The 12,739-nt window shown below is 63.9% G+C and carries 14 protein-coding genes; 5 read left to right on the top strand and 9 right to left on the bottom strand.

The genetic code is table 11. From position 1 onward, the window contains the following. Positions 1-10: 10 nt before the first annotated feature. The 5 genes from NFX52_RS02920 to NFX52_RS02900 are packed head-to-tail and all read left to right on the top strand — an operon-like array spanning position 11 to position 5,841. The gene (locus NFX52_RS02920; RefSeq protein ID WP_207401884.1) at positions 11-1,372 is read left to right on the top strand and encodes an MBL fold metallo-hydrolase RNA specificity domain-containing protein; all 1,362 of its coding nucleotides are present in this window, start codon (positions 11-13) and stop codon (positions 1,370-1,372) included. Next, positions 1,369-2,877, top strand: a complete 1,509-nt coding sequence (locus tag NFX52_RS02915) for a thymidine phosphorylase family protein (protein WP_055395712.1) — start codon at positions 1,369-1,371, stop codon at positions 2,875-2,877. Before NFX52_RS02920 ends, NFX52_RS02915 begins: the two co-directional genes overlap by 4 nt. Next, positions 2,874-3,794: a ribose-phosphate pyrophosphokinase gene (locus tag NFX52_RS02910; RefSeq protein WP_055395710.1), complete on the top strand. Its 921-nt coding sequence runs from the start codon at positions 2,874-2,876 to the stop codon at positions 3,792-3,794. The genes NFX52_RS02915 and NFX52_RS02910 overlap by 4 nt, the downstream gene beginning before the upstream one ends. Next, positions 3,791-5,005, top strand: coding sequence for an alpha/beta hydrolase family protein (locus NFX52_RS02905; RefSeq protein WP_055395708.1), 1,215 nt, complete (start codon positions 3,791-3,793; stop codon positions 5,003-5,005). The genes NFX52_RS02910 and NFX52_RS02905 overlap by 4 nt, the downstream gene beginning before the upstream one ends. Beyond that, on the top strand, positions 5,002-5,841 hold the full coding sequence (locus NFX52_RS02900) for a universal stress protein (RefSeq protein WP_055395707.1): 840 nt from the start codon (positions 5,002-5,004) through the stop codon (positions 5,839-5,841). The genes NFX52_RS02905 and NFX52_RS02900 overlap by 4 nt, the downstream gene beginning before the upstream one ends. Before the next feature lie 41 nt (positions 5,842-5,882). Here the strand turns inward: NFX52_RS02900 and NFX52_RS02895 are convergent, their stop codons facing one another. From NFX52_RS02895 to NFX52_RS02855, 9 genes are all read right to left on the bottom strand, one after another. After that, positions 5,883-7,187, bottom strand: a complete 1,305-nt coding sequence (locus NFX52_RS02895) for an MFS transporter (protein WP_082437328.1) — start codon at positions 7,185-7,187, stop codon at positions 5,883-5,885. Continuing rightward, a complete protein-coding gene (locus NFX52_RS02890; protein ID WP_055395701.1) occupies positions 7,187-7,471 on the bottom strand; it encodes a DUF5676 family membrane protein in 285 nt (94 codons plus the stop codon). The genes NFX52_RS02895 and NFX52_RS02890 overlap by 1 nt, the downstream gene beginning before the upstream one ends. Positions 7,472-7,492: 21 nt before the next feature. Next, positions 7,493-7,681, bottom strand: coding sequence for a DUF2933 domain-containing protein (locus tag NFX52_RS02885; protein WP_082437327.1), 189 nt, complete (start codon positions 7,679-7,681; stop codon positions 7,493-7,495). Positions 7,682-7,729: 48 nt separating this feature from the next. Then, complete coding sequence (locus tag NFX52_RS02880) at positions 7,730-8,230, bottom strand: TPM domain-containing protein (RefSeq protein WP_055395699.1); 501 nt, start codon at positions 8,228-8,230, stop codon at positions 7,730-7,732. A 2-nt stretch (positions 8,231-8,232) separates the two neighbouring features. After that, entirely contained in the window at positions 8,233-9,117 is an 885-nt protein-coding gene (locus NFX52_RS02875; protein ID WP_370541923.1) for a TPM domain-containing protein, read from the bottom strand. Next, on the bottom strand, positions 9,114-9,758 hold the full coding sequence (locus tag NFX52_RS02870) for a LemA family protein (protein WP_055395697.1): 645 nt from the start codon (positions 9,756-9,758) through the stop codon (positions 9,114-9,116). Before NFX52_RS02870 ends, NFX52_RS02875 begins: the two co-directional genes overlap by 4 nt. Before the next feature lie 56 nt (positions 9,759-9,814). Then, positions 9,815-11,455 carry a multicopper oxidase family protein gene (locus NFX52_RS02865; protein ID WP_252635373.1) on the bottom strand — a complete coding sequence of 547 codons (1,641 nt, stop codon included), beginning with the start codon at positions 11,453-11,455 and terminating at the stop codon, positions 9,815-9,817. Positions 11,456-11,545: 90 nt separating this feature from the next. Next, positions 11,546-11,986 carry a hypothetical protein gene (locus tag NFX52_RS02860; RefSeq protein WP_055395693.1) on the bottom strand — a complete coding sequence of 147 codons (441 nt, stop codon included), beginning with the start codon at positions 11,984-11,986 and terminating at the stop codon, positions 11,546-11,548. Positions 11,987-12,146: 160 nt separating this feature from the next. Continuing rightward, positions 12,147-12,590, bottom strand: a complete 444-nt coding sequence (locus NFX52_RS02855; protein ID WP_055395691.1) for a hypothetical protein — start codon at positions 12,588-12,590, stop codon at positions 12,147-12,149. Positions 12,591-12,739: the final 149 nt, after the last annotated feature.

Below are 12,739 nucleotides of genomic sequence, written 5' to 3'. Positions count from 1 at the left end.
GGAGATCACTATGAAACTCGCATTCCTCGGCGCCGCCGGCACCGTTACAGGCTCCAAAACATTGGTTTCACACGAGGGCAAGCAAGTCCTCATCGATTGCGGCCTGTTCCAGGGCTACAAGAACCTGCGACTGATGAACTGGGATGAATTCCCCTTCGATCCGAAGCAGCTCGATGCGGTGGTGCTGACTCATGCCCACCTGGATCACGCCGGGGCTCTTCCGTTGCTGGTCAAGCGCGGCTATCGAGGGCCGGTCTTTGCGACGCCGTCCACCATCGACGTCTGCGGCGTGCTGCTGCCGGATAGCGGGCGCATCCAGGAGGAAGACGCCGACTACGCCAACCGGCGCAAGTTCTCGAAGCACAAGCCGGCCCTGCCCCTGTACACCGAAGCCGACGCCGACCGCGCCTTGCGCCGGCTCGAGCCGCTGCCTTCAGGCCAGGTCGGCGCGCTGCCTGATGGCATGCAGCTGCGGTTCCGGCGCGCCGGTCACATCCTGGGTGCCAGTTCCATCGAGCTGACCGCAGCCAATAACACAGTGCTGTTCTCTGGTGACCTTGGCCGGCCCGACGACCTCATCATGCGGGAGCCGGAGCCGATCGAACGGGCAGACTACATCGTGGCCGAATCAACCTACGGCAATCGCCTGCACGACGCGACCGATGCCGAACAGCTTCTCGGCCAGGTCATCACCCGCACGGCAGCACGCGGCGGCATCGTGGTGATTCCGGCCTTCGCTGTCGGACGGGCCCAGTCGCTGCTGTATGCCATCTACCGCCTGAAGCAGCGGCGCGTGATCCCGGACCTGCCGATCTACCTGAACAGTCCGATGGCCATCGAAATGACCGACATCTACCACCGGCATCGGGCGGAGCATCGCTTGTCGCAGGAAGAGTGCATTGGCATGTGCCAGGTGGCAACCATGGTCCGCAGCGTGGAGGAGTCGAAGGCATTGGTAGCGCAGCACCGCCCTGCGGTCATCGTATCTGCCAGCGGTATGGCCACCGGTGGACGGGTGCTGCATCACCTGAACGCGCTGGCACCGGACCCGCGCAACAGCGTCGTGTTCGCCGGCTACCAGGCCGGCGGCACTCGCGGCGGCCGCATGATGGCCGGAGAGAGCAGCATCCGCATCCATGGCGAGGACATCCCGGTCAATGCCGAAATCGTTTCTCTGCCGGGGATGTCGGCACACGCGGATGCGCAGCAGATCACGGCTTGGCTCAGGACTGCACCGAAGCCGCCTAAGGCCGTCTATCTCAATCACGGCGAGCCCGCGGCCGCCGATGCACTGCGTGAGCGGATCGAGCGAGAGTTGGGTTGGCCGGCGACAGTGCCTCAGCTGGGCCAGACGGTGGAGATCGGCCAATGAATTCCGCGGTACTGCGGCTGCGGCCGCTCGGGATCGACACCCATCGGGAATTCGTGATCTACATGCGGCGCGACTGCCATGTCTGCCGCGCCGAAGGATTTCAGGCCCAGACCCGGGTTCAGGTTACGCTTGGCAAGCGGCGCATCATCGCGACACTCAACGTCATCGACTCCGACATCTTGGCGCTGGATGAGGCCAGCCTGTCGGCCAGCGGCTGGCCGGCCCTCGGCGCAGCCCCGGGGGATGAAGTCGATGTGTCGCATGCGCCGACCGTGGACTCGCTGAGCTCGATGCGCGCCAAGGTCTACGGCCACCGGCTGGACGCGCCAGCCTTGAAAGCGATCATCGGAGACGTGGCGGCCGGCCGCTACTCCGACATCCACATAGCGGCGTTCCTGAGCGCCTGCGCCGGCGGCCGCATGGACCTGCAGGAAACCATCGACCTGACCCGGGCGATGGTCGATGTCGGCGACCGAATCGACTGGGGCCGCTCGCCGATCGCGGACAAGCACTGTGTCGGCGGGCTGCCGGGCAACCGCACCACGCCGATCGTGGTGGCGATCGCCGTGGCAGCCGGATTGACCATGCCCAAGACCTCGTCCCGCGCGATCACTTCGCCGGCTGGAACGGCAGACGTGATGGAGACGCTGACCCGAGTCGACCTGGACCTCCCACAAATGCGCAAGGTGGTCGAACGCGAAGGCGGCTGCTTCGTTTGGGGCGGGTCGCTGAGCCTGAGCCCCGCCGACGACATCCTGATTCGGGTCGAGCGGCCGCTCGACATCGACAGCGACGCGCAACTCGTGGCGTCGGTTTTGTCCAAGAAGATCGCAGCGGGTGCCACACACGCGCTGATCGACATCCCCGTGGGTCCGACCGCCAAGGTACGCAGCGACGAGGATGCCGCCCGGCTACAGACTCTGCTGGAACAGGTCGCGTCCGCCCACGGCATCCTGCTGCGCGTGGTCCGAACCCACGGCACCCAGCCAGTCGGCCGCGGCATCGGTCCGGCCCTCGAAGCCCATGACGTGCTGGCGGTGCTGCGCGGCGCTGCCTCGGCGCCCGTCGATCTGCGCATGCGGTCCCTGGCCCTGGCGGGCGAACTGCTGGAATTCTGTGGCCACAGTCTGCCCGGCACGGGCCATTCCGAGGCCTGGCGACTGCTTGACAGCGGCGCCGCCTGGGACAAGTTCCAGGCGATCTGTGAAGCCCAAGGCGGCCTGCGGACGCCCGGCGTCGCGGCGCTACGCAGCCCGATCGTGGCCGAGCGCAGCGGCTACGTCGCGGGGATCGACAGCCGCCGGCTGGCGCGTGTCGCGAAGCTGGCCGGTGCCCCCGACGCGGCGACGGCGGGACTCGAACTGCACGTCGGGCTGGGCGACCCCGTGGAGCGTGGACAGCCGTTGTTCACGCTCCATGCCCAGGCCCCTGGCGAACTCACCTATGCGAAGGAATACCTCGGCACACATCCCATCATCACGCTCGGCGACGAGGTGGCGCGATGACCGCCGTCGTGATTTCGATGCCTGGCAACAAAGTCCTGGCCGACCAGCTGGCGGCAGCGCTGGAGCTGGATCGGGTTGCGGTGATAGTGCGCCACTTCCCCGATGGCGAATCGCATGTCCGGGTCGACGGCGCGGTTCAGGGCCGGCACGCATTGATTGTGTGCACGCTCGACCGGCCCGATGCCAAGCTGTTGCCGCTGTTCCTGCTGGCGCATGCGCTGCGCGAGAGCGGCGCCGTCTCGGTCGGCCTGGTCGCGCCTTACCTGCCCTACATGCGTCAGGACCGCCAGTTCCACCCGGGCGAGACTGTCAGCGCCGTCCATGTGAGTGGATGGATCGCTCGCCACCTCGACTGGCTGGTGACGGTCGATCCGCACCTGCACCGCATCACAGACCTGGCGCAGGTTTATTCGATCCCGACCCGCGTGGTCCATGCCGCCCCTGACGTCGCCGCCTGGGTCCAGGCGAATGTGAGGCAGCCGCTGCTGGTTGGGCCCGATGAAGAGAGTGTGCAGTGGGTCCGTGAAGTGGCGCGTGGGGCCGATGCGCCCTTCGTGGTCCTGACCAAGGAACGACGCGGAGACCGCGACGTGGTGGTCTCGGTGCCTGAAGTCGAGCGCTGGCTCTCGCACACGCCGGTGCTGGTCGACGACATCGTCTCCACGGCAAGAACCATGATCGAAACCGTCGGCCACCTGCGCCGGGCCGGTCTGGCCGCGCCGGCCTGCGTTGCGGTTCACGCGATCTTCGCCGAGTCGGCTTTCGAGGATCTTCGTGCTGCCGGTGCCGCCGACATCGTGAGTTGCGACACCATCGTGCACCCTTCCAACCGCATCGCGCTGGCCACAGCCATCAGCGCCGTAGTCCGCGAGATGCTCACGGGGGCGCGAAGCCTGAGCGCCGGGGCAGGCTCATGACTGAAAGCACGCCCGGTCGGCATGGGCCGATCGCTTTTCCCGTCGGCTATCACAGCCTGCACCCGGACGTGAGCCTCAATTTCCAGATGAACCGGTGGTTTGGATGGGTCGGCGAACCAGAGATGCTTGTGGAAATGCGGTTGGCGGCAAAACGCATAGCGAGCTATGCCGACTGGAAAAGGGAGTTTCTCGCACTGGCGAGTGACGCGTGCCGACGCGGCCATCTGCTGCGCGCAGCATTCTATTGGCGATCGGCCGAATTTTTCATGGCGCCAGACGACCCCGACCGGCCTGGCGCCCGCAACAGTTTCCTTCAGACGATCACATCGGTCTATGGCCTGGGGCCGGACGATCGCCACGCCGTCCCCTACTCCGATCAGCAGCATCGTGGGTTCCTGCCCGCCTACCGCTTCAAGCCTGTGCAGGCAAAATCCACCATCGTGTTCTTCGGCGGTTTCGACAGTTCCATCGAAGAACTGATGAAGGCATTTCTCTTCCTGCGCGACTCGGGCTACGACGTCATCGCGTTCGAGGGCCCCGGCCAGGGTGGTGCACTGGCCGAGTCGGGCCTGCCCATGACTGCACAGTGGCAGACAGCCGTCACCGCGGTGCTTGACCGCTTCAAGGTGGAGAGGGTCACGCTGATCGGACTCTCGCTAGGAGGTTGTCTCGCGCTGCGGGCCGCCTGCGAACCGAGGGTAGAACGGATCGTTGCCTTCGACGTCCTGACCGATTTTTCCGAAGTTGTGCTGCGCCAGACACGTCCCGCGCTGCGCAAGCTGCTAGGTATGCTGCTCAAAATCGGCGCCGGCGGCATCGTTAATCTGATGGTCAAGCGCGTGGCGAAGCGAAGCGCTGTTGTTGAATGGGGCATCCAGCAAGGGATGCACGTGACAGGCACCACTTCACCGTACGAATTCATGCGCCGGATCAGGCAGTTCCGCACTACAGACATTTCCAGCTCCGTTACGCAGCACGTGCTGTTGCTCGCTGGGAGTGAGGACCATTACGTTCCACTCGCTCAGTGGCATCGCCAGATCGCGTTGCTCACCAATGCACGATCGGTCACGGCACGCCTTTTCACTCGCGCGGAGAGCGCGCAAAACCACTGCCAGGCCGGCAACTACGGCCTTGCGCTCGACACCATTGTTGACTGGCTGGATTCAATAACGCCCACCCCGTGGGCTCGAAATCGACTGGAGACCCCATGACTTCTTCCATCAAGCAGGTGCTCGTGCACCTGGACCCCACTCCGGCTGCCCGGCAGCGTTTGCAAGTCGCCCTCGGCCTCGCGCAACAGCAAGGCGCGCGTCTGTCCGCCCTTTACGCGACCATGCCACTGTTCCTGGCGGCCTCCGCGCCGCCCGACGCAGCGGCCGCTATGGCGATGCTGGTGGAGGTCGATCAAGAGCAGCGTGCGGCGGCGCGCAACATGTTCGACGAGGTGGTGCGCGCCTGCGGAATCGCGGCGACCTGGAGCGACACTCTGGATCTTTCGATGTTCCGCAGCTTCGTGCATCAGGCACTGTATGCCGACCTGCTCGTACTGGGGCAGCCTGGCGAACGTCATGACCTGGCGGCGTCAGTGCCCGCCGATTTCCCCGAGTATGTGCTCCTGACCAGCGGCCGGCCGGCCCTGGTCATTCCGCACATCGGCTGTTCAGACACGCCCGGAACCATCGCCGCCATCGCATGGAAGCCCACGCGCGAAGCGGCCAGAGCGGTTACCGCGGCGCTGCCCATGCTGCAGCGTGCCAGCCAAGTGCATGTTCTCTGCTGGGGCAACCCGGAGGACACAACGGTGGCCGGCGAGCGGCTGGAGCTTGACCGCTACCTAGCGTTGCATGGCGTTCAGGCGACCTGGCACCGCGATGCAAGCGAGCCCGAGGCGCTGGGCGAAATCCTCCTGTCCCGCATCTCCGACTTAGGCGCAGACCTTCTGGTGATGGGTTGCTACGGGCACAGCCGGGCGCGGGAATGGATACTGGGCGGTGCCAGTCGCACCATCCTCGCTTCCATGACGGTGCCTGTGCTCATGGCGCACTGACGGCGCGAAGGTCCCGTGTTGTTCATGACGAGTCCTCGGTTTCAACGCTCTACCAGGCGCCGGGGCTGGTTTGTTGACGCGGCGGCATTAACCGACCACCATGACCGTCGGGCCAGCAGCAGACCCAGCATCACGAGCAGCGGCAGCGCCAGCACGCCGTAGCTGCGATGTGCGAGCACGCCGAAGAGCCAGCCGCCTGCGGCCGAGCCGAGCGTCTGGCCGAAGCCGGCTGCGGCGGTCAGGCCGCCCATCACGACGCCCAACTTTTTCGGTGAAGCACTTGCGGCCAAGTAGGCGATCACCGGCAATACCAAGCCGGTGCCCGCAGAGGTCAGGCTCACGCCCACGTACATCCAGGCATCGGCACGACCCACGGCCAGCACGGCCAACCCAACGACGCCAAATAGAAGGCCCGCGCCGATCAGGATGCGTGCCGACACCTTCTCGAGCAGCGAGGTGATGAAGAGAAGCGCGTTGACCCCCAACATGACGAGGCTGCACTCGGCAAGCATGATCGCTGCCTGTCGCGAAGACTGTCCGGACTGCTGCTGGCCTTGCAGCACGATGCCCAGCTCGAAGCCCGCCAGCACGAACATCACCGTTGCGCTCAGCCACAGCAAAGCAACCGGGTGGCCTAGCAAAGGACTCCCCCCTTCGGCTTTAGCTGGTGTTTCAGCTACAAGTGCAGCGGGCAAGCTTGCAGCCAGTCCCACCATCGTCACCCCACCGAGCAAGGCCGACAAAACCAGTACAACCCGTGCTGACAGCGCTGGAGAGGTCGCAGCCTCAGTAACCCACGGCCCGACCTCATTGGCCACCGCGCTCAATGCGGGGCCGAACAGAAATCCGAGCAACGACATGGCGCCCAGCCACGCAAAACGCCGTGCCCGCTTGTCTTGGGGCGTGTGCTCGGCCACCAGCGCGGCGACCACAGGCACTACTGCGGCGACAAAGAAGCCTGTCGTGCCGCGCAGGGCGTACAGGCCTTCGATGCCCGACTCACCCACCATAGAGGGAACCAACGGCAGCAGCGAACTTGCGACATACCCGATGAGCCCGATCATCAAGATTCGGCCGCGCCCGACACGATCCGAAACGATCCCCCACAGAGGCGCACCCAGCAGCACGCCAGCTGCGTATACGCCGCTGAGAAAGCCAACGTGGCGACCGACATCGCCAGCGCTGGCGCCGGGCATCATCGAGGCCAGCCACCCTGGCAGCACAGGCAAGATAGCCCCATAGCCGGCGGAGACGATGAAGACAGAGCCCGCCAGCCACCCCAGCTGCACACTCCGCAGTCCGGCGGGCTGTGCCGCCTTCGTTCTGCCCGCAGTGGCTGCTTGCATCACGCCTGCCTGCTCAGTCCCCCCGCCGGCGCCTCCCATCGGCGAGCAAGAAAGTTGTAGATGGGCACGAACACGAGTCCGACGTAGGCCCCGTAGAGAAAACTCTCGATCAAGCCCAGGCAGAAGCCCCAGACAGTGAGCCACTTGAACGCCGGAAGAACCATCTCCAGAAACGGAGCCATGTGCAGGTTTGGCGGAACGATTAGCCCATAGATCACGCACAGCACGAAGCTGATGGCAGTGAAGATTCCGAGCGACCAGCTCACGACCTTGATATTCAGCATGTCAGTTGCTCCTTGAGGGTTTCAGTGGTGGTGTCCGCCTGATCTGGCGTCCCCGGAGCGGTTCTGCGCTGCGCCGGTTTCTTTGGTATTCGCACTTCGTTCCCGGTCACCCCCGCCGTGACTTCCATGCCCACCATGACCGAACATGTGCATTGCGATGAAGGCAATGAAAGTCAGGATCCAGAACCAGTTTTCGGTCAGCCATGCCATGAATTTTCTCCATTGAGTCGTGAGTCTTGTTAAAGCCCTGTCGATGCTTTACAGCACCACCATCGGCTTGTCCGGCAGTTCATTTCTGTCGTTGCTGTCAGAAGGAAAGTGCTGCTTCAGATGCCGCGTCACGGCCTGGATGCCACCCACCACGCCATCCTCGAAGTTCGACTGACTGAAGTCGGCCTCCATCTGGCGGCAGACCTTGCTCCACTCCTGCGAATCCACCTTGGCATGGATGCCCCGGTCCGCAACGATTTCCACTGCCCGGTCCGCGAGCAGCAGGTAAATCAGCACGCCCGTCTTCTGCTCGGTGTCCCAGACACGAAGTTGCGAGAACAGCTCTATCGCACGTTCTCGGGCCGATTGCCCTTTGAATAACGGTGCACCATCCAGCCCTCCCTCTACCGCAAACCGGATTTCTCCGACGTGCTCGGCCTCGCTGGCCTTGATGGCCGCTTCGATGTTGTCCAGGGTGCTGCGGCCAAAGGTCCGACTCACCTGTCCGTCAGTCACCAACAAGTGCTTCAGGATACGATTGATGTTCATGGCTACCACCTTCCCGACGCACCGCCGCCACCGAAACCGCCACCACCGCCGCTGAAGCCGCCCCCGCCATGACCACCCCGACCACCGCCACCGTAGTAGCCACCCATACCGCGACCGAGCATGCCGCCACCCATCAAGGTGACGAACAGCGCAAATACGCCGGCGAGCAACGCCATCGAGACGGCCCCAACGACGAACCAGGCAATCACCGCGACCACGCCGCCCGTGACTAGCGAGCCTGGCACTTTGCCCAGCATGGCGCGCAGCACCCCGCCCACGGCGAGCGCCAAAATGAACAGCATGGGTGCGTATTGCTGAACATCTCCAATGCCCTGGCTGGTCCGGGCACTCGGCGCGGGCAAGGGCTCGCCGTCGACGACGCGGATGACTTGTTCGACACCGGCCGTGATGCCGCCATAAAAGTCCTGGCTCTTGAATCGCGGCAGGATGGTCTCGTTGATGATGCGTTTGCTGGTGAGATCGTTGAGCGCTCCCTCCAGGCCGTAGCCCACCTCGATGCGCATCGCGCGATCATTCTTCGCTACAACGAGGATTGCGCCGTCGTCGACTTTCTTGCGTCCGAGTTTCCACTGCTCGGCCACGCGCAGCGCATACTGTTCGATCTCTTCCGGCGCTGACGAGGCGACCATCAGCACTGCCAGCTGACTGCCTTTTCGGGCTTCAAAGGCGGTGAGCGTTTGTTCCAGCGCGGCCTTCTGCTGCGCAGTCAGCGTGCCGGTCTGGTCGATCACATGCCCCGTCAGGGGCGGCACGGCCACCTGCGCTGCGCTAATCGCGGACCATCCGAGCGCAAACGCCAACAGGCTTGCAGACAGCAGCGCTCGGCCGACCTGGAATGCACCGCCGAAGGCTCTGCTTGCAATCACTTCGATATCCCAGATGCCGGGCCAGCGGGCTTTGCCGGTGCGGTGTCGAATCCAACGCTGGGCGGCTTCGCGATTTCCTTTTCGTTCTCGACGGCGAAGGTCGGCTTTTCCTTGTAGCCGAAGACCATCGCAGTCAGGTTGGAGGGAAAGGATCGTACCGTCACGTTGTACTCCTGTACCGCCTTGATGTAGCGGTTGCGCGCCACGGTGATGCGGTTCTCGGTGCCTTCCAGTTGCGCGGACAGGTCACGGAAGCCCTGGTTGGCCTTCAGGTTCGGGTACTGTTCGGACACCACCATCAGCCTCGACAGCGCACCGGTCAGTTCGCCCTGCGCCTGCTGGAATTTCTGGAACGCTGCGGGGTCGTTGATCAGTTCCGGGGTGGCCTGGATGGATGTGGCCTTCGAGCGTGCCTCGATCACTTTGATCAGGGTTTCCTGCTCGAACTTCGCCTCCCCCTTCACGGTGTTGACGAGGTTGGGGATCAAGTCCGCACGGCGCTGATACTGGTTGACGACCTCAGCCCACCCCGCCTTCACCTGCTCGTCGTTGGTTTGAAAGCTGTTGTAGCCGCAGCCGCTGAGGCTGAGCGTCGAAACCACGGCCAACGTGACCGCTATGGCGCTCGCCATGGTTCTCATTTGTTTGCGCATTTTCATTCTCCAGAGAAATTGGGTTGGACAGTTGTGTTCTGTCGTCACGCCTGAACACGAAAATTGATCATCATTCCGGCGTCTTCGTGCTCTAGGTTGTGGCAGTGAAAGACGTAGGTCTGGCTGCCCGGAAAGTCGTGGGCGAAGTCGATGGCGATGCGCACGGTTTCACCGGGCCACACCAGCAACGTGTCCTTCCAGCCCAGGTCGCTAACGGCGCGGCCCTTACCGAAGCGCGCCGTGGCTGACCACTGCGGCGGGCTGTTCAAGCGTTCGATTACCTGAAACGAAAACCCGTGGATATGCATCGGGTGTGGCATGCCCACTGTCGGGTTGCTGATGCTCCAGATTTCCACCGCGCCGCGCTTGACCTCGAAGGCGATCTCGTCCATGCGAAACGTGCGCCCGTTGATGAGGAACCGCATGGCCTGCATCGACAGTTCGATCTTTCGCTCAAGCGCCCCTTCGGTGCGGATCGGCTTGATCTCTGACAGCGCCGTCGGCAGTGTCGTGGCGACACCATCACCGGCCGTGACCGACAGCTTCAACACGTTGAAGGCGGCGCCAAGTGACAGCCGTGACGAGCTCATGGCCGCCGCCATCTGGCTCATGCCCTTATGGCCCTGGCTGCTCATGCCGGCCATGCTGCCCGCCCCCTCCTCGTTCTCCATGGGGTCGAACGCCAGGCTCTTGAGGAACACTGTCTCTCCAGCCTGTGCCTGAGCCGCGTCGAACAGCACATCGAGGCGTTCGCCAGGCGCCAGGAAGGCTTCTGTCACCGTCTCGGGCCGCTCGATCAAGCCACCGTCGGTGCCGATGACGGTGAAAGGCAACGCCGCGTCGCTCTTGACGAAGGCGAGCCGATAGATACGTGCGTTCGATCCGTTCAGCAATCGCAGCCGGTACGTGCGCGGCGTGACGGTGCGGACGGCATTGGGGGTCAGGTTGGCCAGCACGATGTCGCCCAGCCAGCCCATCATCGATTCATGTGCGTTGGGCCGGTACACCAGCTTGCCTTGAGCGTCGAACTGTTTGTCCTGGATAACCAGGGGAAGGTCGGTCACACCCAGCTTCAGATCAAGCGCCTTGGCGAGCTTGCGCTGGTCGTCATCATCGACCAGGAAGAAACTCGCCAGGCCGTTATAGGCCTGCTTGGCGGTCAGATCGTGCGCGTGGGTGTGGTACCAGTAGGTGCCCCCGCGGTTGCGCACCGTGAAGTCGTACTCGTAGCGTGCTCCTGGCCCGATGGTGTCGCCGGGATGTCCGTCCATCTTGGCGGGAGTGTGCAGCCCGTGCCAGTGAATGATGGTCGGCTCAGTCAGCGCGTTGTCCAGGCTGGCTGTGAATCGCGCGCCTCGCTCGATGCGCAGTATCGGGTTCTGGTAGGCCTGCCCCCCGTGCTCGGTCTGGTACAGCAGGAAGGGCGACGGGGCTTGCGACGCAGGGCCGGGCAGCAGGGGGAAACTGGCCGCCGTGGCGCGGAGCTTCAGCGGCGCCGCGACATCCAGCACGCCGAACGGCCCGCTGGCAACCGGAATGAAGAGCTTCTGCTGAAAGTTCTCGGCGGCCACCGGATCGAATGGATAGTGGCGAAACGGCCCGCCGCCCAATGCTTGGGAGGCGCGATGTCGGAAGTACAGCAACCCAGCCCCGGCGACGCCGGCAACGACCACCCCACCGGCCAACAGCTTCCGCCTACTCAACATGCCGATCCTCCCAAACCATAGCTCGACGCCACTGACGCGTATTCGTGGGGGTAGTTCATGACATCCCTCTCACGGTTTGGCCGGGGGCTGCGGGAGACGATCGACCATCATCTCCATCATGGTCTGCATCATGTTCATGCGCTGCTCCATCATGGCCTGGCGCTCGGTCATGTTGGTCGGCGGGCTCTTGGGGCCTGCCATGCCGCCCATGCTTTTCATCATGACCATGCCTTCCTGCATGGTCTTCATGTGCTCGGCCATCAGTGCATTGCGTTCTTCGGGCGTCTTGGCGGCCATCATCATGTCGTGCATCTCTTGCATGGCCTTCCTCTGGTTGGCCATCCGAGCCATTTCTGGCGTGGACTTGCCGGGCACGGACTTGGAAGCGACCGCAGGGGCCGCACCCGCCGGGTGATGTGCCTTGTGCTCGTCGTGCTGCGCGGCCCAGCTGGGCGCACCGCTGGCGAAGAGTGCAAGGGCGAGAGAAGGAGGACGAAAAGCGAACTCCATGGGGAACTCCTGGTTTATTGGCAAAGGGGCGGCGGTGGATGGGGATCGGCACGCGGTCGGTGCAGGGGCACCGGCGCAGGTACGGAAGACAGATCCAAGCAGGATCACAGTCGGACGCCAACGCCGGTGCACAATGGCCCCGGGCCTGGCGTCGGGTCCGCTACAGCGTCAGTCGCGAGTAGCGAATCCTGAAAGGCGGCCCGAGTGCGGGCATTGCCAGGTCATCCAGTCTGGGGGGCGCCGAGACGACATTCGGTGATCCGGTCCACAGGGTCGCGATCAAAGGCGCCGGGCCGAGGTCGGTGTGATCGACGCCGGAGTTCGCCTTGGGCAAGGCGTGCGTCCTGTCGTCGCAGACCTTCAGGCACGATTCCTTGGTGCCGTCCGAGTCATCGTGGTGGGCCGCATCGGTGCCCATCTGGGCAAGCAACTCGGCAGGCGCATGGCTCGTCGTCGTCGCCGAGTTCTCAGCTGCGCCAGAGTACGGTTCGTGGGTTTCCAGCAAGCATGCGTTGGCGACTGATGAACCCAGCGCGAACAGCCACACCAGCAACACCACAAATGCGGTGTTGCGCTTGGAGCGTGTGTGGATAAAGAACTTCATGTTGATTGCGAGCTACTTGCGCTCCATGCTATGTAGAAGCAGCAGCGAGCCGCTTGATCTATGTCAAACCAGACCCGAGTTGAGAAAAGCGGCACCCGATCCCGCGCTGCCCTGCACCCCAAGTGCTAATCAATGGAAGATGTCAACGG

The sequence above is a fragment of the Acidovorax facilis genome (assembly GCF_023913775.1).
Lineage (GTDB): Bacteria > Pseudomonadota > Gammaproteobacteria > Burkholderiales > Burkholderiaceae_C > Acidovorax > Acidovorax facilis.
This window is presented reverse-complemented; position numbering and strand designations above follow the sequence as displayed.

Bases quoted from the DNA above. Each gene is read 5' to 3' on its own strand.
- NFX52_RS02885 (WP_082437327.1), bottom strand. From the start codon at position 7,681: ATGGCATGGCTGACCGAAAACTGGTTCTGGATCCTGACTTTCATTGCC.
- NFX52_RS02910 (WP_055395710.1), top strand. From the start codon at position 2,874: ATGACCGCCGTCGTGATTTCGATGCCTGGCAACAAAGTCCTGGCCGAC.
- NFX52_RS02860 (WP_055395693.1), bottom strand. From the start codon at position 11,986: ATGGAGTTCGCTTTTCGTCCTCCTTCTCTCGCCCTTGCACTCTTCGCC.
- NFX52_RS02900 (WP_055395707.1), top strand. From the start codon at position 5,002: ATGACTTCTTCCATCAAGCAGGTGCTCGTGCACCTGGACCCCACTCCG.
- NFX52_RS02880 (WP_055395699.1), bottom strand. From the start codon at position 8,230: ATGAACATCAATCGTATCCTGAAGCACTTGTTGGTGACTGACGGACAG.
- NFX52_RS02855 (WP_055395691.1), bottom strand. From the start codon at position 12,590: ATGAAGTTCTTTATCCACACACGCTCCAAGCGCAACACCGCATTTGTG.
- NFX52_RS02915 (WP_055395712.1), top strand. From the start codon at position 1,369: ATGAATTCCGCGGTACTGCGGCTGCGGCCGCTCGGGATCGACACCCAT.
- NFX52_RS02890 (WP_055395701.1), bottom strand. From the start codon at position 7,471: ATGCTGAATATCAAGGTCGTGAGCTGGTCGCTCGGAATCTTCACTGCC.
- NFX52_RS02920 (WP_207401884.1), top strand. From the start codon at position 11: ATGAAACTCGCATTCCTCGGCGCCGCCGGCACCGTTACAGGCTCCAAA.
- NFX52_RS02905 (WP_055395708.1), top strand. From the start codon at position 3,791: ATGACTGAAAGCACGCCCGGTCGGCATGGGCCGATCGCTTTTCCCGTC.
- NFX52_RS02895 (WP_082437328.1), bottom strand. From the start codon at position 7,187: ATGCAAGCAGCCACTGCGGGCAGAACGAAGGCGGCACAGCCCGCCGGA.
- NFX52_RS02870 (WP_055395697.1), bottom strand. From the start codon at position 9,758: ATGAGAACCATGGCGAGCGCCATAGCGGTCACGTTGGCCGTGGTTTCG.